22 protein-coding genes are annotated in these 18,207 nt (G+C 75.3%); 10 read left to right on the top strand and 12 right to left on the bottom strand.

Features of this window, described 5'->3' with window-relative positions:
* Nucleotides 1–41: 41 nt before the first annotated feature.
* Nucleotides 42–560: a L,D-transpeptidase gene (locus ACYX4T_RS11570; protein ID WP_476014658.1), complete on the bottom strand. Its 519-nt coding sequence runs from the start codon at nt 558–560 to the stop codon at nt 42–44.
* A gap of 213 nt (nt 561–773) precedes the next feature.
* Here ACYX4T_RS11570 and ligD point away from each other — a divergent pair, with 213 nt between their 5' ends.
* Entirely contained in the window at nt 774–1,778 is a 1,005-nt protein-coding gene (gene ligD / locus ACYX4T_RS11565; protein ID WP_476014657.1) for a non-homologous end-joining DNA ligase, read from the top strand.
* Between the two features lie 86 nt (nt 1,779–1,864).
* Here ligD and ACYX4T_RS11560 read toward each other — a convergent pair whose 3' ends face one another.
* The gene (locus ACYX4T_RS11560) at nt 1,865–2,644 is read right to left on the bottom strand and encodes a putative protein N(5)-glutamine methyltransferase (RefSeq protein ID WP_476014656.1); all 780 of its coding nucleotides are present in this window, start codon (nt 2,642–2,644) and stop codon (nt 1,865–1,867) included.
* Entirely contained in the window at nt 2,641–3,513 is an 873-nt protein-coding gene (locus tag ACYX4T_RS11555; protein WP_476014655.1) for a beta-keto acid cleavage family enzyme, read from the bottom strand. Before ACYX4T_RS11555 ends, ACYX4T_RS11560 begins: the two co-directional genes overlap by 4 nt.
* 51 nt (nt 3,514–3,564) lie before the next feature.
* Here ACYX4T_RS11555 and ACYX4T_RS11550 point away from each other — a divergent pair, with 51 nt between their 5' ends.
* From ACYX4T_RS11550 to ACYX4T_RS11540, 3 genes are read left to right on the top strand one after another with little or no spacing between them, the layout of a single operon-like run.
* Complete coding sequence (locus tag ACYX4T_RS11550; RefSeq protein ID WP_476014654.1) at nt 3,565–4,242, top strand: RraA family protein; 678 nt, start codon at nt 3,565–3,567, stop codon at nt 4,240–4,242.
* Nucleotides 4,239–4,982, top strand: a complete 744-nt coding sequence (locus ACYX4T_RS11545) for an SDR family oxidoreductase (RefSeq protein WP_476015247.1) — start codon at nt 4,239–4,241, stop codon at nt 4,980–4,982. Before ACYX4T_RS11550 ends, ACYX4T_RS11545 begins: the two co-directional genes overlap by 4 nt.
* A gap of 58 nt (nt 4,983–5,040) precedes the next feature.
* Nucleotides 5,041–5,514, top strand: coding sequence for a GNAT family N-acetyltransferase (locus tag ACYX4T_RS11540; RefSeq protein ID WP_476014653.1), 474 nt, complete (start codon nt 5,041–5,043; stop codon nt 5,512–5,514).
* Between the two features lie 13 nt (nt 5,515–5,527).
* Here the strand turns inward: ACYX4T_RS11540 and ACYX4T_RS11535 are convergent, their stop codons facing one another.
* The 4 genes from ACYX4T_RS11535 to ACYX4T_RS11520 are packed head-to-tail and all read right to left on the bottom strand — an operon-like array spanning nt 5,528 to nt 9,073.
* A complete protein-coding gene (locus ACYX4T_RS11535) occupies nt 5,528–5,956 on the bottom strand; it encodes an SRPBCC family protein (RefSeq protein ID WP_476014652.1) in 429 nt (142 codons plus the stop codon).
* A 57-nt stretch (nt 5,957–6,013) separates the two neighbouring features.
* A complete protein-coding gene (locus ACYX4T_RS11530; RefSeq protein ID WP_476014651.1) occupies nt 6,014–7,687 on the bottom strand; it encodes a metallophosphoesterase family protein in 1,674 nt (557 codons plus the stop codon).
* A gap of 25 nt (nt 7,688–7,712) precedes the next feature.
* Complete coding sequence (bla, locus tag ACYX4T_RS11525) at nt 7,713–8,606, bottom strand: class A beta-lactamase (protein WP_476014650.1); 894 nt, start codon at nt 8,604–8,606, stop codon at nt 7,713–7,715.
* Nucleotides 8,603–9,073 carry a pyridoxamine 5'-phosphate oxidase family protein gene (locus tag ACYX4T_RS11520; protein ID WP_476014649.1) on the bottom strand — a complete coding sequence of 157 codons (471 nt, stop codon included), beginning with the start codon at nt 9,071–9,073 and terminating at the stop codon, nt 8,603–8,605. Before ACYX4T_RS11520 ends, bla begins: the two co-directional genes overlap by 4 nt.
* 104 nt (nt 9,074–9,177) lie before the next feature.
* Between ACYX4T_RS11520 and ACYX4T_RS11515 the strand changes: the two genes are divergently transcribed.
* Nucleotides 9,178–9,726: an HdeD family acid-resistance protein gene (locus ACYX4T_RS11515; protein ID WP_476014648.1), complete on the top strand. Its 549-nt coding sequence runs from the start codon at nt 9,178–9,180 to the stop codon at nt 9,724–9,726.
* A gap of 7 nt (nt 9,727–9,733) precedes the next feature.
* Nucleotides 9,734–10,549, top strand: a complete 816-nt coding sequence (locus tag ACYX4T_RS11510) for a hypothetical protein (RefSeq protein ID WP_476014647.1) — start codon at nt 9,734–9,736, stop codon at nt 10,547–10,549.
* Between the two features lie 112 nt (nt 10,550–10,661).
* Here ACYX4T_RS11510 and ACYX4T_RS11505 read toward each other — a convergent pair whose 3' ends face one another.
* Nucleotides 10,662–10,829 (bottom strand): hypothetical protein, encoded by a 168-nt coding sequence (locus ACYX4T_RS11505; protein WP_476014646.1) that lies wholly within the window; start codon nt 10,827–10,829, stop codon nt 10,662–10,664.
* Nucleotides 10,830–11,049: 220 nt separating this feature from the next.
* Here ACYX4T_RS11505 and ACYX4T_RS11500 point away from each other — a divergent pair, with 220 nt between their 5' ends.
* On the top strand, nt 11,050–12,138 hold the full coding sequence (locus ACYX4T_RS11500; protein WP_476015246.1) for an alkaline phosphatase family protein: 1,089 nt from the start codon (nt 11,050–11,052) through the stop codon (nt 12,136–12,138).
* 4 nt (nt 12,139–12,142) lie between these two features.
* On the opposite strand, the gene ACYX4T_RS11495 is transcribed toward ACYX4T_RS11500, so the two are convergent.
* The gene (locus ACYX4T_RS11495; RefSeq protein WP_476014645.1) at nt 12,143–13,483 is read right to left on the bottom strand and encodes an aromatic ring-hydroxylating oxygenase subunit alpha; all 1,341 of its coding nucleotides are present in this window, start codon (nt 13,481–13,483) and stop codon (nt 12,143–12,145) included.
* Nucleotides 13,476–14,657, bottom strand: a complete 1,182-nt coding sequence (gene solA / locus ACYX4T_RS11490; protein ID WP_476014644.1) for an N-methyl-L-tryptophan oxidase — start codon at nt 14,655–14,657, stop codon at nt 13,476–13,478. Before solA ends, ACYX4T_RS11495 begins: the two co-directional genes overlap by 8 nt.
* Before the next feature lie 73 nt (nt 14,658–14,730).
* Between solA and ACYX4T_RS11485 the strand changes: the two genes are divergently transcribed.
* Entirely contained in the window at nt 14,731–15,654 is a 924-nt protein-coding gene (locus tag ACYX4T_RS11485) for a LysR family transcriptional regulator (protein ID WP_476014643.1), read from the top strand.
* Nucleotides 15,655–15,678: 24 nt separating this feature from the next.
* Nucleotides 15,679–15,996 carry a hypothetical protein gene (locus ACYX4T_RS11480; RefSeq protein ID WP_476014642.1) on the top strand — a complete coding sequence of 106 codons (318 nt, stop codon included), beginning with the start codon at nt 15,679–15,681 and terminating at the stop codon, nt 15,994–15,996.
* 28 nt (nt 15,997–16,024) lie between these two features.
* On the opposite strand, the gene ACYX4T_RS11475 is transcribed toward ACYX4T_RS11480, so the two are convergent.
* Together ACYX4T_RS11475 and ACYX4T_RS11470 are read right to left on the bottom strand one after the other, a co-directional pair.
* The gene (locus ACYX4T_RS11475; protein ID WP_476014641.1) at nt 16,025–16,750 is read right to left on the bottom strand and encodes a 2OG-Fe(II) oxygenase; all 726 of its coding nucleotides are present in this window, start codon (nt 16,748–16,750) and stop codon (nt 16,025–16,027) included.
* A gap of 61 nt (nt 16,751–16,811) precedes the next feature.
* On the bottom strand, nt 16,812–17,135 hold the full coding sequence (locus ACYX4T_RS11470; protein ID WP_476014640.1) for a putative quinol monooxygenase: 324 nt from the start codon (nt 17,133–17,135) through the stop codon (nt 16,812–16,814).
* Between the two features lie 476 nt (nt 17,136–17,611).
* Here ACYX4T_RS11470 and ACYX4T_RS11465 point away from each other — a divergent pair, with 476 nt between their 5' ends.
* Nucleotides 17,612–18,205 carry a TMEM165/GDT1 family protein gene (locus ACYX4T_RS11465; protein ID WP_476014639.1) on the top strand — a complete coding sequence of 198 codons (594 nt, stop codon included), beginning with the start codon at nt 17,612–17,614 and terminating at the stop codon, nt 18,203–18,205.
* Nucleotides 18,206–18,207 lie beyond the last annotated feature (2 nt).

Here is an 18,207-nt window from a genome sequence, read left to right as displayed (position 1 = left end):
CTCTTCACGGCCCGAGCCGTGAGAAACGCTCACGGAGGGGCCTACGGGAGGATCTGGACCTTGTCGTAGACCTCGAGGCCGTTGAAGAAGGCCTGGGCGTCGGGGTCGGCCATGCGGACGCAGCCCGCCGACTGGCGCGACGGGTCGCCGCCGTGGAAGGCGCGGCCGTTGTCGTCGAAGAACACCGACCAGGGCATGCGCGCGCCGTCGTACTCCTTGGAGAGGTGGACCTCCTCCTTGCGCTGCACGGCGAACATGCCCGTCGGGGTCTCCTTGCCGGGGGCCCCGTGGTTCATCCGCACCGGGCCGCGCAGCACGGTGCCGGCGCCGTCGGTCAGCCACGCCTCGTTGGTCGACAGGCGGGCGCAGGCCTTCACCGCCGCCTCGCACGGCGAGGCCGCCGCGGGCGTCGCCGGGGCCGCCACGGCCACCGCGCCGACACCACCCAGGCCCGCGATCGCGACCAGCCCGAGGCCGATCGCGGCGGCCCGGTGACCGACCCGACGCCGCGCGCGCCGGGCGCCGTCACGCGCCCCGTCCATCCAGGTGTGCCGACCCACCGTGCTCCTCCCGACCGGTCCGCGCCGCTGCCCGCGGCGCTTCCCTCTCAACGGCACGCCGGGGATCACGGACGAGTGGTCTGTCCGGGTGGTGTCCCGCTGCTCTCCGTGGCCCAGCGTGGCTGCCGGGCGGGAACTCTCCCATCCGTCGATCACCGTGCCGGGACCCCGGGGTGGCTTGCCGGGGCTGCCCGGGCGCAGGAAGGTGACGCGGTGCCGCGAACCGGATCCGGCGGGCGGGACGAGGGTGAGGAACGGGACGGCGTCGCCCTGACGAACCTGGACCAGGAGCTGTTCGCCGGCGCCGGGGTGACCAAGCGCGAGCTCGTGGACTACCTCGACGCCGTGGCGCCGCGGCTGCTGCCCGCGCTGGCCGGGCGCCCGCTGTCGGTGGTGCGCACGCTGCGCGGGCAGAAGCCGTTCATGCAGAAGAACGTCCCGAAGTACGCGCCGGAGTGGGTGCGCACGGTGTCGTTCTGGGCCGAGTCGTCGCACCGCGAAGTCGCCTACGCGCTCTGTGACGACCGGCGCACCCTGCTGTGGTTCGCCAACCAGCGCGCCGTCGAGTACCACCCGACCCTCGTCCGCGCCGCGTCGATGGCCACGCCCGAGCACCTCGTGCTCGACCTCGACCCGCCCGAGGGCGCGGGCTTCGACGCCGTCGTGGCCGCCGCGCATCTGGTGCGCCGCGCGCTCGACGACGCGGGCCTCGCCGGCCTCGTGAAGACCACGGGGGCGAAGGGCGTGCACATCCTCGTCCCGCTCGCGCCCGGCCCGACCCACGAGGACGTCGCCGGCGCCACCCGCGCGCTCGCCGCGCGCACCGAGCGCCTCGACCCGGACGTCGCCACCACGGCGTTCATCCGCGCCGACCGCGGCGGGAAGGTGTTCGTCGACCCCACGCGCGCCGGCGGCTCCACCGTCGTCGCGGTCCACAGCCCCCGCGTGCGCCCCGGACTGCCCGTGTCGTTCCCGGTGTCGTGGGACGAGCTCGACACCGTGGTGCCCTCGGAGATCACCGTGCGGACCGCGCCCGACCGCCCCGACCCCTGGGCCGACCCCACCGCCCACCCGGCGCCCCAGGAGCTGCCCGAGGACCTCGTCGCCGAGGGCCGCACCATCCCCGTCGCCCGCGTCCAGGCCATGCACGAGGGCAAGCGGCGCAAGCGCGCGGCGGAGAAGGCCGAGGAGACCGAGGAGGCCCGGCCCGGGGAGTGAGTGTCAGCGGAGTGACTCCGCGGACACTGGACGTCCGTATTTCCACTCCGATCACGAGCACCTGCACGACCATGATCGGAGTGAAGTTACGGACACTGGACGTCAGCGGAGCCACTCCGCTGACACCGGGGGAGGGTGCCGGAGGCCACGGTCGCGTCGCGCTCGTCGTCGTGCGCCACGGCGACGTCGACGAACCCCGCCCCGGCCAGCGCCGCCCGCGCCGCGTCCCCCTGGTGCTCGGCGCACTCGACGAGCAGGCGCCCGCCCGCGCGCAGCCAGGCCGGCGCCTGCCCCGCGAGCCGGCGCACGACGTCGACCCCGTCCCCGCCGCCGTCCAGGGCCACCCGCGGCTCGTGCTCGCGCGCCTCCGGGGGCATCGCGGCGACCGCGTCGCTCGGCACGTACGGGGTGCTCGCGACGACGGCGTCGACGTGCCCGGCGAGCTCGCCGGGAAGCGCCGCGAGCAGGTCGCCGACGTGCACCCCCGCCGCGTCGGGGAGGTTCGTGCGTGCGCAGGCCACCGCGGCCGGGTCGACGTCGGCAGCGTGCAGCACGAGGTCCGGGCGTGCGGCGAGCAGCGCGGCCCCGAGGGCGCCGGTGCCGCAGCAGACGTCGACGACCGTGGCGCCCGGCCCGACCACCACGAGCGCCCGCTCGACGAGGAATTCGCTGCGGTGTCGCGGCACGAACACCCCGGGCGCCACCGCGACCCGCCGCCTCGCGAACTCCGCCCAGCCCAGCACCTGCTCCAGCGGCTCGCCGGCCACGCGCCGCGCGACGAGGTCCTCCGGCGCGCCCGCCAGCAGCCCCGCCTCCTCCTCGGCGAACACGCAGCCCGCCGCGCGCAGACGGTCGACCAGGCTCACAGCCCCAGGATCCCCCGCGTCTCCGCGATCGTCGCCGGGCGGTGCCCGAGGTCGCGCAGCAGCGTCACGGCGCCCTCGACGAGCTCGGTGTTGGTCGGGGTCGCGGGCCCGGCGTAGTCCTCGAGCCCCACCCGCACGTGCCCGCCGCGCGCCACCGCGGCCTCGGCCAGCCCGCACGCGACGACGTCGCCGCCCAGCACCGCCACCGACCACGGCAGCCCGCTGGGCTCGAGCATCTCGAGGTAGGCCTCGAGCGCGGTGGTCGTCGGCGGCAGCCCGAACTCCAGCTCGCCGCCGAAGTACAGCTTGACGATCGCCCCGGGCGGCACGCGGCCGTGGCGGTGCAGGGTCAGCGCCACCCGCAGGAAGCTCGGGTCGAAGACCGAGATCGACGGGCCGGTGCCGTGCGCCGCGCAGCGGGCGAACATGTGCTCGGTGTCGGCCAGGCTGTTCTGGTACGGGCCCGGGGCGGCGGCCGCGGCGATCGCGCCGTCGCTGGTCAGGCCCAGGTTCACCGACCCGGGGTCGACCAGCGAGAGCCCGCCGAGCCCGCGGCGGGCGAGCTCCTCGTGGTGCGCCCAGCGGGTCTCGATCGGGATGCCGCGGGCCCCGGCGGCCATGGTCGCGTAGAGCAGCAGGCCCGGGTGCTCGGCGAGCACCGGCGTCCACGCCTCGACGTAGGGCTCGACAGGGTGCACGCCGTCGGGCACGAACATGGCCTCGTGGTGGTCGTGCGCGATGCTCGCCCCGCGGGCCACGCAGGCGAGCATCTCGTCGGCGACCTCGGCGGGGGTCAGCGGCACGTGCGGGTTCACCGAGCGCGGCGTCGCGCCGTTGACGGCGACCTCGAGGATCACGGGGGCGGTCACCGGGGAGAGGATCGTCGCCCCCACCGGGCCGCGTCGAGCATGATGCCGACCGTGGATCCCCTGACCCCCGACGAGCTCGGCCGGGTGCGCTCGCTCGCGACGTCGTCGCTGTGCGACGCCGACAAGACGTTCGCCCTGCCCGACCCCGCGATCCGGGCGATGGTGCCCGACGTCCGCATGGCCGGGCCCGCGGTCACCGTCGTCGCCCCCGACGACCACCTCCCGGTGCTGGCTGCCGCGGGCGAGGCCCCGGTGGGCTCGGTACTCGTGGTGGTCAACCCCCGCGGGGCGCGGGCGGTGGCGGGCGAGCTGATCGCGTCCGAGGCGCGCCGCCGCGGCCTGGCCGGCATGGTCGTCGACGGGTACTGCCGGGACGTCGCGGGCCTGCGCCGGATCGGGCTGCCGGTGTTCGCCCGCGGCACGACGCCGGCGTCGGGCAGCGCGCGCGACCCGCGGGGCGTCGACGAGGGACCGGTCGCGCTCGGCGGGGTGCCCGTGCGTCCCGGCGACGTGGTCCTGGGCGACGACGACGGGCTCGCCGTCGCCACGCCCGACCAGCTGCGTGCGGCGCTGGCCGGCGCCGAGGAGGTCGAACGCGCCGAGGCCGCGGTGCTGGCCGGCATGGGGCAGGGTCGCGCCGGCCGGAGCCTGGCCGACCACACGAACCTCGCCGACCACCGCGCCGCCCGCGCCGCGGGGCGGGACTCGTCGCTGCGGTTCCTCGTCTGATGCCCGTCCTGCTCGTCACCGGCGGCAGCCGCGGCATCGGCGCCGCCGTCGTCGCCCGCGCCGCGGCCGCCGGCTGGGACGTCTGCCTGACCTACCGCAGCGACGCCGGCGCCGCCGAGGAGGTCGCCGCCCGCGCCCGCGACCGGGGCGTCGAGGCCCGTGCGGTCCGCGCGGACGTGGCGGTGGAGGCCGAGGTCGAGGCCGCCTTCGCCGCGGCGGACGCGATGGGCCCGCTCGGCGGGGTCGTCGCCAACGCCGGCGTGGTGGTGCCGAAGTCGCGCGTCGACGCCGTGTCGGCCGCGCGCGTCGCGGACATGCTCGCGGTCAACGTCGTCGGCGCCGTCGTCACCTGCCGCGAGGCGGTGCGGCGTCTGTCGACGGCGCACGGTGGCCCGGGCGGGCCGATCGTGCTGGTCGGATCGGTGGCCTCGCGGCTGGGGTCGCCGGGCGAGTACGTCGACTACGCGGCGTCGAAGGCCGCCGTCGACGCGCTCGGTCTCGGGCTGGCGAAGGAGGTCGCCGACGAGGGCGTACGCGTCAACGTCGTGCGGCCCGGGATCATCGACACCGACATCCACGCCTCCGGCGGGCAGCCCGACCGGGTGTCGCGGATCGGCCCGACGGTGCCGGTGGGCCGCGCGGGCACGGCCGACGAGGTGGCCGCCGCCGTCGCCTGGCTGCTCTCCGACGAGGCCTCCTACTGCACCGGGAGCCTGCTCGACGTCACGGGCGGCCGTTGAGCGCGGTGGGCCGTCGGGGCGCGGTGCGGTCGCGGCGGCACGTGGGCCCGGGACCCCGGTGAGCGGCATCGCGATCGTCGTCGACGACCTGTCCGGCCCCGAGGTCGCGGCGCTGCTCGCCGAGCACCTCGAGGAGATGCGGGCCGTGACGCCCGTGGAGAGCAAGCACGCGCTCGACCTCGACGGCCTGCGCCGCCCCGACGTGACGTTCTGGACGGCGTGGGACGACAGCGACGTCCCTGTCCTGCTCGGCTGCGGGGCGCTGCGCGAGCTCGACCCGACCCACGGCGAGATCAAGTCGATGCGGACGGCGACGGCGTACCAGGGGCTCGGGGTGGGGTCGGCGCTGGTCCGGCACATCGTCGCCGAGGCCCGGCGGCGCGGGTACGGGCGGCTGAGCCTGGAGACCGGGTCGTCGGAGCACTTCGCGCCCGCCCGCCGGCTCTACGCCCGCCACGGGTTCGTGCCCTGCCCGCCGTTCGGCGACTACCCCGAGGACCACCACAGCGCGCACCTCACGCTGGTGCTCTGACGGGGCCCGGACCTCAGCGCACCGCCGACCGCCGCTCCGCCTCCGCCGCGAGCCCGGCGATCTCGGTGTCGACGTAGCGGCGGGTCACCGGTCCGAGCAGGGACGCGACGACGCCCAGCGCGCCGGTCTGGCGGATGCCCAGCGTGATGCGGCTGCGCCCCGGCTCCAGCGGCTCGACGCTGTGCCACGCGGCGCTGTGCAGGCCCGGCGCGGGCGACGCCCAGGTGTAGGAGCGGCCCGGCTCGAGCTCGATGACCTCCCACGTCGCCGGCGGCAGCCGCGGCTGCTCGATCCGCACCCGCGCCCCCACCCGCAGCGCGTCCCCGTCGAGGCGGACCCGGCGCATCGTCGACGTCCACGTGGGCATGCGCTCGACGTCGACCATCACCGCCCACACCGTGTCCGCCCCGGCGGCGACGTCGCGGGAGACCGTGTACTCCACGCGCCCGTCCTACCGTGCGGGCGCCGCCGGCGGGAGGGGTGTTCGCGCACGGCCGACTCAGGGCCGCAGCTCGACCTCCTCGACGAGGTGCGCCGAGAGCGGCGTGGTCGGCGTCCACCGCGGCGCGTCGCCCGGCGACCAGGTCCAGTCGCGCGGCACCCGGTCGACCCCGAGGACGAAGATCGTCAGGGTGCCGTCGGGCGCGATGCGCATCCGCAGGAAGCCCTTGTGATCCTCGATGCTCTGGGCGGCGAAGAGCTCGTTGCGGTTGGCCCACCGGCCGACGACCAGCAGGAACAGTGCCAGGACGAGGCTCGCCGCCACCCCGGCGACCGCGACGACGGCGAGGATCTCGAGCCCCCCGACGAGCACCGACCACAGCCCGGCCCGCCACGGGGCCAGCGCCTCGTGCACCCAGGTCGCCAGCCCCGCGACCGCGCCGGCGAGCCCCACCTGGGCGACCGCGAGCACCGCCCGCAGCGGGACCGCGCCCCACCAGCCCTTCCGGTTCGGCGCCACGAACGCCGCCGCCACCGCGCCCACCACGACCGCCCCGAGCACGGCCAGCACCCACAGGCCGAGCACCGCGGGCACGACGACCAGCGCCTGGAGCGCCCCGAGGGCGGCGAACAGCGACCCGTTGCGTGCCGGCAGCCGCCCGAGCACCCGCGCGGCCTCGGCCCGCGAGGTCCGGGCCGTCGGGAAGGTGGCGTCGGCGCGGACGTAGGTGTGCTCGCGGTCGGACCGCTCCGGGCCGGGGTCGGCGAGGTCGGCGGTGACGTGCAGCTCGTCGGGGAGGAAGTGCGTGGGCGAGGTGTAGGCGCCGCCGTGGCCGGCGGTGACGAGGACCTGGTCCGGGCCGACCGAGCCCTCCGGGCGCGACAGCGTGTAGCGCGCGTAGTGGTGGCTGTCGCCGGTGAGCACGAGGCGCACCCGTAGGTCCCGCCGCTCGCCGAGGACGTCGCGCAGGAAGAAGGCGAGGCGGTCCATGGCCTCGTCGTCCCCGTCGAACGCGCCGTACCAGGCCGGGGTGGCGGTGAGCAGCACGATCCGCGTGCCGTGGGGGATCCGCTCGACGACGCCGCGGAACCACTCGAGCTGCGTGGCGTCGATGTAGGTGTCGAGCTGGATGTCCATCGCCAGCACCCACCAGCTGTGCGGCAGCGCCAGCGCGAAGTAGGAGCGGCGCTGCGCGGTGTGCCACCCGGCGAGGTCGCCGCCCTGGGCGAACACCCGCAGGAACGCGGTCAGCCCGTCGTACCAGTCGTGGTTGCCGGGGATGGCGTGGACGGCCGGCTGCTCCCGCCCGGGGTCGACGACGAATTGCGCGTCCAGCGGGGCCTCGAGGCGCTCCTCGTAGGCCCTCGTGCCGGCCACGGGGTACACCTCGTCGCCGCCGAGGAGCAGGACCCGCCCGCGGGGGAGCGCCTGCCCGTCGACGGTGAGGCCGGTGGCGCCGAGCAGGGTCGCGACCGTGGCCATGGCGGGGAAGCCGTCGCCGGTGTCGGAGAGGAAGTCGACCCAGAAGTCCTCGGCGTCCGCGTCGTCCCCGGTGCCCTCGTACCGGACCACGTCCTGCGCGAACGTCGTCCCGGACATGACGTCGCGCTTGTCGGCGTAGGCGGCCGCGACGCTGCCGAGCGCGACCGTCAGGCCCGTGCGCACCAGCTCGGTGGGCGAGAGCCAGCGCACCGCGTCGTGGCGTACCGGCTCGTCGGCCCGACCCCCCATGGTCTCCCACCGTAGTGCCGGCTCCTCAGAGTGCGGCGGCGGCGATCCGGGTGGCCTCGGCGATCGTCGGGCGGCCGTTCGTGCTCGCCGGGTCGGCGGGGCTGGTGAACACGGTGACGACCCAGGGCGCGCGGCCGGGCGGCCACACCACGGCGACGTCGTTGTTCTCGCCCTGCGCGCCGGAGCCGGTCTTGTCCCCGACGCGCCAGTCGCGCGGCAGGCCTGCGCGGATCTGCTCGGTGCCGGTGACGGCGCCGACCATCCACCCGGTGAGCAGGTCGCGCCCGGCGGGGTCGAGCGCGTCGCCGAGGATCAGCGCCTGCAGGTCACCGGCCATCGCGGCGGCGGTGGTGGTGTCGCGCTCGTCGCCGGGCAGGCTCTCGTTGAGCGCGGGCTCGAGGCGGTCGGCGCGCGTGACGGGGTCGCCGAGCGTGCGTACGAACCCCGTCGTCGCCGCGGGACCGCCGACGAGGGCGCTGAGGAGGTTCGCGGCGGTGTTGTCGCTGACGACGAGCGCGGCCTCGCACAGGGCCGCCACCGTCATCCCGCTCTCGACGTTCCGGGACGTGGTCGGTGCGTACTCGAGCAGGTCGGCGCGGGTGTAGCGGATCGTGCGCTCGAGCAGGCCGGGCTCGGCGAGACGCCGGCGCAGCACCGCGGCGACGACGAGGACCTTGACCGTCGAGGCCATCAGCGCCCGCTCGTCGGCGCGGTGACGGACCTCGCGGCCGGTGCCGGTGTCACGGGCGACGAGCGTGATCCGGCGCCCGGAGCGGCGTTCGAGGTCGGCGAGCGCGGCGGCCGGGTCCGGAGGAGCGGGCGCCGGGGGAGCGGGCGGGTCCGCGCGGCCCGCGCACCCCGCGAGCGCCGCCGCGAGGCCCCCGACGAGGACCGTGCGGCGCGAGGCGCGAATGATCATCCGCCGGAGGGTAGCGAGGCGTACTCGAGGCCGGCGGGGGTGCTGCGCCACGCGACGAGCCGGTCGAGCGTGACGACGATCGGCAGCGAGAAGGTCATCAGCCAGGCGTCGAGCGGCTGCTCGCCGAGCATCGGGGCGTACTTGCGGCCGAAGGCGTCGAGCGCGCCCTCCACCCGGGTCGTCCCGGTGAGCACGGCGTGCCCCGAGCCGGTGACGACGTCGGTGCCCTGCTCGGCGGTGTCCAGCGCGACGCTCACCGCGGCGTGGGCCCGCAGGTGGCCCACCTTGGCGGTGTCCGGACGGCTGAAGATCGTGACCTTCGGGTCGTCCCAGGTGAACCACACCGGCACGGTGTGCGGGCGCCCGCCCGGCCCGACGGTGCCCAGCCAGACGACCGTGGCGCCCGTCAGCCGCTCGCCCGCGTGGGCCTGGACGGGCACGGAAGGGTCGAGCAGGCGAGCGCTCACACCGCAGAGCGCACCAGACGGGTCAAGCGCGCCCCCTCGACAGGAGCGGCACCTGGGCGATTCGATGTGCTCGTGATCACCGGTGTGGCGGGAGGGGACGTGCGATGACCAGCGCGACGAGTGGGCCCGGCGTGCGCCGCGCCTCGAGCGGGTGGGGCTGGATCCTGGCGTCCGGGATCCTGGGGATCCTGGTCGGGGTCATCGCGCTCTTCTTCCCCGGGCTCGCGATCCTCGGAGCGGCCTTCGCCCTCGGCATCGGCCTGATCGTGCAGGGTGCGCTCGAGATCGGGGTGGCCTGGCGGGCCGAGACCGGGTCGACGGGACGCGGCTGGCTCGCCGCGTTCGGCGTGCTCGCCCTCGTCGCGGGCATCCTCGTCCTCTTCCAGCCCGGCGGCGGCATCCTCGTGCTGGCCTGGGGCATCATCCTCTGGTTCGTCATCGCGGGCGTGCACGACCTGCTCGTGGGCTTCTCCCAGCGCGAGCACCGGGTGTGGAACCTCGCCCTCGGCGCCCTCAGCATCGTCGTGGCGTTCATCCTGCTGGTCTCGCCGGGCAGCGCGGTCGGCCTCATCGCGATCATGGTCGCGCTGGGCTTCCTCTTCCGCGGCGCGATGGACATCGGCCTGGCCCTGAGCATGCGCCGCTCCGCATAGTGGGGGCATGGATGTCGCGCAGGCCGTGGGACGCCGCTACGGCGAGCACCTGACCGACCGCGACCTCCTCGCCCTCGCCGGCGGCGAGCCCGACCGGGTCGCGCCGCTGCGCCGGCGCCCCGAGCTCCTGCTGGAGCTGCTCGACCGGCCCGACGTCGCCGACGCGGTGCTCGCCGCCCGCCGCGACGACGACGGGCGCTTCCGGCACGTGTCGCCGTTCCTCGTGTTCGCGGCGGCGGTGCACCGGACGTCCCGGGCCCTGGTCGGGCGCCTGCACGCCCCCGACCGCACGGCGCCGCGTACCCAGGTGCCGATCTTCGACGGGCCGCAGCTCGCGGCGTTCGCCACCGATCCCGCGCACCGCCTCCACCTCGCCGAGCTGCTCGCCTCCTACGCGCGGCTGACCTCCGGCGTCGTGTGGCGGCGCGACGAGCGGGGGCGGCACCGCCAGCGGTGGGACGAGCTCGACCTGCCCGCCCTGGCCGTGCTGCTCGAGTCGGTGCCGGCCGACGAGCAGCCCGGGGTGTGGCGGCGCATCGGCGACGGCGCCCTGTTCCTCGCCGGCGTCTTCCCCGAGCACGCCGAGCGCACCTTCGGCGGCACGGGTCTCGTGCGCCTGACCCGGCTGGGTGCCCCGCGCGAGGGGCCGGTGACCGAGCTGCTCGAACAGCTCGCCGGCCGGGCCTACGCGCGGGTGGGCAGCGCGGTGCCGCCGGGCGTCGCCGAGTCACCGCACCACGCGCGCCGGTTCCTCTCCCTGGTCGCCGAGCGCCACCTGTTCCCGTCCTCGGGGTCCGGGGGGCTGCTGTCGGCGGGGCGCTGAGTCGGTCCGGCAGTCGGGGGAGAGCAGCGGGACGTCGGTCTCGACCGGCGACCCGTTTCCCGAGGAAACGGGTCGCCGGCACGGGGTCCGGAGCCCGGCGGGCGGGGAGGGCTCACTCCTCCGGCGACCGCCGGGGCGCGGGGACCTGCGGGGCCGGGGGCGTCGGGTGGGCGGGCCCGGCCCAGCGGCACGCGAGGACGTCCCAGAAGCAGGTGCGGTCGTGCTCGTGCGGCTGCTGGGGCACGGCCGTCACCGGTCGGGTCGGGGCGTCGACGGTCATGGCGGTCTCCTCTCGTCACCCGGCGTGTCGACAGTGACAGGGGGTGCTCGCCGAGGCCAGTACGTATCACTCGAACGGCCGCACCTCTTCCGTTCCGTCCGTGCCCGTCCGACCACGCAACGTCCACGTACCGCGCCGGACGGTCCTCGGCGAGAATGCCGCCGTGGAGGCCGCCGAGCTCGTCCCGCCCGATCCCGACCGCCCCGGCCTGCACGACGTGATGCCGGCCCTCCTGGAGGCCGTCACACCGGGCCCGACACCGGGCGGGGCGCCGGCCCTCGGCCTGCCGCCGGTGCGCGCGGCCGCGCTGCTGCTCGTCGACGGGCTGGGCCACCGGCTGCTGCACGAGCACGCCGCCGACGCGCCGTTCCTCGCCGCGATGGCCGACCACGGGCCGCTGACGGTCGGGTTCCCGAGCAGCACGTCGATCAGCGTCACCTCGCTCGGCACCGGCCTGCCGCCGGGCACCCACGGCACGCTCGGCATCCGGGTGCGCGTCGACGGCACCCTGCTCGACACCCTGACCTGGACCGGCGACGGTCGCGACGCCCGCGAGCTCCTCGTCCCCGAGGCCGTCCAGCCGCGCCCGACCGTCTTCGAGCAGGCCACGGCAGGCGACGTCAGCACGACCGTCGTCTCCGACCGCGCCTTCCGCGAGTCCGGCCTGACCCGCTCGGCGCTGCGGGGCGCGCAGTACCGCGGGGTCGGGGCGTTCGGCGACCTCGCCGCCGAGCTGCTCGACGCCCTCGGCCGCCCCGGGCCCCAGCTCGTCTACGCCTACCACGCCGACCTCGATCAGCTCGGCCACCTGCGCGGGCCGGGTTCGATCGCCTGGCGCTGGCAGCTGCGCCAGATCGACCGGCTGGTCGCCCAGCTCGTCGAGGAGCTCCCCGTCGACAGCCTGCTCGCGGTCACCGGCGACCACGGGATGGTGACGGTCGACCGCCGCCACGACGCGGAGAACGACCCCGACCTCGTCGCCGGCGTCGCGCTCGTCGGTGGCGACCCCCGCGCCCGCTTCGTCTACGCGCGGCCGGGGGCGGCCGAGGACGTGCTCGCGTCCTGGCGCGGGGTGCTCGGTGACGACGCATGGGTGGTCGGCGGCGACGAGGCGATCGCGCGCGGCTGGTTCGGCCCGGTCGCCGACGCCGTGCGCGACCGGGTGCCCGACGTCCTCGCCGCCCTGCGCGGCACCGCCGCCGTGGTCTGCCCGGCCGCCGAGCCCCTGCTCTCGCGCCTGCCCGGCCAGCACGGCTCCCTGTCGGCCGACGAGCTCGTGGTCCCGCTGCTCGCCGCCGCCCGGACGTAGGCCGTCACGGGTCCGGGAACATCCGCGTCATGGTGTCGCCGTCGTCCAGGTCGTCGCCCGCGGGGACACGGTCGACGCCGACCATGCGGTCGACGACCATGTTCTGGAAGCGGTGCAGCGGCTCCTCGAAGCGAAAGCACATCCGGCCGCCGCGGTAGGCCGGGTTCTCCAGCCCCTCCTGCACGCGCTCGACGATCTCGAGGTCCTGGCGGTTGACCAGGTCCCAGAACTTGGCCAGCTGCTCGACGCCCTCCGCCGCGGTGTCGTCCCCGCCCGCCCCGTCGAGCGACTCGGGGTGGGCGAGCAGGACCGCGGTCTCGACCGTGCGGTTGGGTGCGACGGGCCGGTTGAACAGCACGAACGCATGGTTGGGCAGCACGACCAGCGCGGTGCCGGGGAAGAGCCAGACGAACCGGCCGCTGTCGGCGTCCTGCGGGCCGAGGAACGGCAGCGGCGCGAGGCCGTCCCAGCCGCCGGCGTCGGTGTTGCGCGACACGGGGGTCGTGCACATGCCCGTGTACATGCCGGGGCCCTGCCAGCGGTAGTGGTCGGAGAACTTCGAGACCTGGTTGAGCTCCGGGTGGACCCAGGGCAGGTGGTAGTACTCCATGAAGTTCTCGCCGACGAGCTTGTAGTTCGCGGCGACGTCGTAGGTGAGCGTCCGTAGCGTGACCCACTCGTCGAGCCGGTAGTCGGCGAAGCGCTCCGGCAGGTCCCCCAGCTGGGTCACCAGCGGCGCGGGGTCCGGCGACAGGTTGACGAACAGGAACAGGCCCCACGAGTCGACCGCGACCTCGAGCAGGCCGTAGTCGGCGCGGTCGAACCCCGTCGCCACCGACGTGTCGAAGATCGGCTCCTGGCCGGCGGGCACGTCGGAGCCCTCGAACAGCGGCGTCCCGAGACAGGTGCCGTCGGTGTCGTAGGTCCAGGAGTGGTACGGGCAGCGGATGCGCCCGCGCCTGCCGACCTCGCGGGCGTCGCCGTCGAGCAGCTTCGTGGCGCGGTGGCGGCACAGGTTGTGGAAGGCGCGCAGCTCGCCGTAACGGTTGCGGGTGACGAAGACCGAGCGCCCGGCGACCTCGACGACGATGCAGGCGCCGGGCTCCGCGACGTCGCTGGTGATGCCCACGGCCACCCACGAGGCCGCGAACAGGCGCTGCTGCTCGAGGGCGAAGAACTCCGGGCTGGTGTACGCGTCGGGCAGCAGCGTCGAGGCGAGCTCGACGGGCAGCCGCGTGGGCGCGTAGGTGCTCTCCACGGTGAACAGGGCCGGGTCGACGGGCCGCGCCGGGAGCGCGGCGTACGGGTCGGTGCGCTCGGGGATCCGGGGCGTCGTCTCAGACATGGAAGCTCCGCGGGAAGCTCGGGTCGGTCAGGGCCGGGCGGGTGATCGAGAAGGCGTCGATCGGGTGGGCGGGCTCGTGGCCGAGCGCGAGGTCCGCGAGCAGGCGCCCGATGAGCGCGGCGAACTTGAACGCGTGACCGGCGCCGTTCGCGACCGTGATCTGCGAGTGCTCGGGCAGCGTGTCCAGGATGAAGTTCTGGTCCGGCGGCACCGTGTACAGGCAGGTCTTCGAGTACAGCTCCGGCCCCCCGAAACGCGGGACGTGCCGCGCCACGAAGTCGGCGTAGCGCTCGCGCCGCAGCGGGTCGGGCTCGAAGGTGCGCCCATCCGCGGTGGTCTCCTCGCCGCCCATGTGCTGGCCGAGCTTCGTGGCGACCTCGCCGTAGACCGGGAAACCGTAGAAGTTGTGCCGGCCGTGCCACATGAACACCGGGAACCGCGACGGCGCGAACTCCGCGAGGTGCGGCGTGGCGTAGTAGGTGACCTGCTCGCGCAGGACGGTCAGCGGGAGCGTCGTGCCCGTCCCGGCCAGCACCTGGTTGGTCCACGCGTCGCTCGCGACGACGACCCGGTCGGCGAGCAGGACCCCGTCGTCGGTGACGACCGCGACGCCGTCGCCGTCGGGGCGCAGCGCCCGCACCGGCGTGCTCGTGCGGACCTCGGCGCCGTGGGCCCGGGCCAGCGCGACGTGCACCGCGTTGGCCCGCGCGGCGTCGACGATGCCCGAGTCGGGCTGGTAGAGGGCCGCCACGCCGTCGTGGGCCCGGAACTGGGGCCAGCGGGCGACCAGCTTATCGGCGTCGAGGCGCTCGTAGGCGACGCCGTGGCGGTCGAACATCGCGGTGTAGCCCTCGATGTTGCGCGAGCCGGTCGCGGTCCCGCGGCGGGCGTCCCGGTCCTCGATGACCAGGCCGCCGGTCGGGGTGACGATCTGCTGGCAGGCCTCCGCCTCGACCTCGTACCAGGCCTTGTAGGCCGGCGCCGCGAGCGCGGCGTACGCCTCCTCGTGCTGGGCGAGACGGATGATCCGGGAATGGTCCTGGGAGGCGCCACGGTGGTGCCCGAGCTCGAACTGCTCGATCCCGACCACGCCGGGACCGAGCTCCGCGGCGAGTCGGTAGAGGGTCGCGGAACCGAGCCCGCCGAGGCCGACGACGATCGCGCGGTAGGTCATGCCAGGAGTGTCGGCGCCGGATTCCGTCCGCGTCCATCGCAACGTCGAACCTCTGATCTTGTACGTTGTGTACATGATCGACCGGCGGCTGCGGGTGCTCGCGGCCATCGCCCGGCACGGCACCGTCACCGCCGCCGCCGAGGTCTGCCGGCTGACGCCGTCGGCGGTCTCGCACCAGATGCAGGCCCTGGCGCGCGAGCTCGACGTGCCGCTGCTCGAGCCGGTCGGGCGCGGGGTGCGCCTGACGCCGGCCGCCCGCACGCTGCTCGGACACGGCGACACGCTCACCGCCCAGTGGGAGCAGGCGCGTGCCGACCTCGCCGCCCACCGGGCCGGCGCGGTCGGCGGGACGCTGCGGTTCGCGGCGTTCTCGTCGGCCGCCGCGGTGGTGGTGCCTCGGGCCCTCGAGCACCTGCGCGACGAGCACCCACGGCTGCGGGTGCACCTTCGCGAGAGCGAGCCCGCCCGGTCGTTCGACCTGCTCGCGGCCGACGAGGCCGACGTCGCCGTGGTCGTCGCGACCCCCAGCATCCCGCCGGCGTCCGACACAGCCTTCGATCAGCACGCCCTCTACGACGAGCCGCTCGACGTCCTCGTCGGTCCCGAGCACCCGCTGGTCGGCCACCGTCGTGTCGCGCTCTCCGACCTCGCCGGCGACGCGTGGATCTGCGGCAACGCCGGGCGGGCGTACCACCAGCTCGTGACGCTCGCGTGCGCCGCGGCCGGGTTCGCGCCCGACATCGCGCACTTCGCCGACGAGTGGGACACCGGCGCGGCCCTGGTGGCACGCGGCTTCGGCGTCGCCCTCGTCCCGCGCCTCGCCGACCTGCCCGCGCACCACGACACCCGCCGCATCCCGATCACGACCGACCCGGTGCCGACCCGTCGCGTGGTCGCCGCCGTGCGCGCCGGGAGCCGCGACCAGCCGACCATCGCCGCGGGTCTCGACGCCCTGCGCCACGTCACCGAGACGGGGCTGCCCGCCCTGGGACGGTAGCGGCGGACCCGTACCGTGGCACCGATGACGTCCACGAAGCGCTCCGGCCTGCCCGGCGCCGCATGGGTCCGGCCCTGGGTGCAACTCGCCGAGATCACGGTGTCGGCGCCGCTGGTCGTCGGCTACCGCACCGCCCGGCTCGTCGCGGGCGGGTGGCCGCCGGACGCGCGGGAGCGCCGCGAGCTCGTGCGGATGGTCCGGGAGAAGGCCGACGCGTTCGCCCGCGCCGGGCTGGCCGCGGTCACGACGCCCCCGCGGGACACCGCGGCCGTCCTCGGGGCCGTCGTCGCCCCGGTGCACCGCAGCGTCGTGGGCAACCGCCGGCGGCTGACCGGGGCCTGAACGGCCCCGACCACGGTCGCGCCCCGTGCTACCGGGCGTCGTGGAAGATGATCCCGAGGACGTGGCGGCGCCCGGTGCGCACCGCCGAGACGCCGTGGCGCATCTGGACGCGGTGGACCCCGCGGGCGCCCCGGTTCGGACGGTGGCGCACCGGGAAGACGACCGCCTCGCCGAGCCCCGGCCGGGCGACCACCGGCCGCGACTGCTGGCGCGGCCGCTGCTCGACGAACACGCTCTCGCCGCCGGTGAAGTCGACGTCCGGCGTGCTCAGCATGATCAGCACCTGCAGCGGGAAGGTGAGGTCGCCGTAGACGTCCTGGTGCAGGCGGTTGTGGTCGCCGGGCCCGTAGCGCAGCACCAACGGCGTCGGCTTGCGCTGCCCGACCGCGGCGCAGCGGGCGAGCAGCTCGTCGTGGTCGGTGGGGAAGCCGTCCTCACCGAGCACCTCGGCCCACCGGTTCGCCACCGCAGCGAGCCCCGGGTAGAGGCGGGTCCGGAGCTCCTGGACCAGGGGTGGCAGCGGGTCGGCGAAGTAGCGGTAGCGGCCCGCGCCGAACGACAGCCGCGCCATGTCGACGGTCGAGCGGAACACCTCGTCGCGGTCGAACAGGTCGACCACGCCGGCGCACTGCTCCGGGTCGAGCAGCCGGCCGGGCATCGCGATCCCGTCGCGGTCGAGGGCCTCGCCGACCCCCGACCAGTCGACACGGTCCAGTGCGGGCAGGGCGGGGTGATCGGTCGTCGTGGGCGCCATGACCGGGGAACACCGACCGCCCCGCCCGCGTGGCGGGGTCGGGAGGCCCCGTACCGCCCGGTCAGCGCGGCTGGATCTCGCCCATCGGGCCGAAGCCGTCGTGCGGAGTGTCGATGTAGAGGATCCGCGGCTGCTCCGACACGAGGTCGGGGGCGGCGTCGAAGAACCGCTTCACGTGCGGCTGCGCGACGTGGGCCGCGCCGGCGTCGGCGTCCCGGAAGCCCTCGATGCACACGTACTCGTTCTCGTTGCTCAAGGTCCGCGCGAACCGGAAGAACAGGCAGCCCTCCTCGGCGTTGACGTCCTTCTCGTAGGAGTCGGCGAGGGCCAGCCACTCGTCGGTCTTCTCGGGCCGGATCGGCATGACGATGTTGATGAGGATCATCCGGGCGCTCCTTCGCGACGACGACGCCGGTCATCGTCGTGAGGGCGTCGGTGGATGGTCAAGATCCGTCGCGCCCGGTCAGGATCCGCCGCAGGTCGACCCGTCGCCGCTTCGCTCGTGGCCCGGCTCGCCGAGCACGACGCCCAGCGTGAGGTCGCGTACTCAGTCGTGCGCGACGACGGCTGACCACATCCACGGTTTCGCCATGCCGAAACCGAGATTGTGGAACGACCATTTCCGGGAATCGTGAGTGTCTTCACGGTGGAAGGAGCGGCGCCTTTTCCGGCTGCTATTGTCGTTCGCAGCGAAGGGGAGTAGCTCCCAACACCGCGGTCGACACACTGACGCTCCGGCGTCCGGCCGCGGGGGCCGTCGGGTACCGGCGGCGGGCGAGACCTTCGGCGTCGACCCGTCGTCCACGGGTCGGGCCGGAGCGTGCGCCTCGGTCCGTCCCGACCGAGAGGAGCGCCCCCGCCGTGACCGGCTTCCTCGCCGCCACCGCCCTGAGCTTCGCCGTCATCTTCGTCGCCGAACTGGGCGACAAGTCGCAGCTCATGGCGATGACGTTCGCCACCCGCTTCCGGGCACTGCCCGTGCTGCTGGGCATCGGCGTGGCGACGGCGCTCACGCACGCGGTCTCGGTCGGGGTGGGATATCTGCTGGGCGCCGCGATCCCCACCTTCTGGATCTCGCTGGTCGCCGCCGTCGCGTTCGTGGCGTTCGGGCTGTGGACGCTGCGCGGCGACTCCCTGACCGAGGAGGAGAAGAACAAGAGCAGCGCCACCACCCGCTCGGCGTTCTTCACCGTCGGTGTCGCGTTCTTCCTCGCCGAACTGGGCGACAAGACGATGCTCGCCACCATCACGCTGGCGACGCAGTACCCGGGCGCGGTCGGCGTCTCGGGCGTGTGGCTCGGCTCGACGATCGGGATGGTCGCGGCCGACGGGCTGGCGATCATCCTGGGGCGGGTGCTCGGGCGGAGGCTGCCCGACAGGGTCATCCGGGTCGGCGCGGCGGTGCTGTTCTTCGTCTTCGGGGTCTGGCTGGCCGTGGAGGCGTTCGCGGGGTGACC

The organism is Actinomycetospora sp. ABD4_176 (assembly GCF_056311855.1).
Note: the sequence above shows the minus strand (reverse complement) of the source record. Positions and strands in the feature narration are given on the sequence as shown.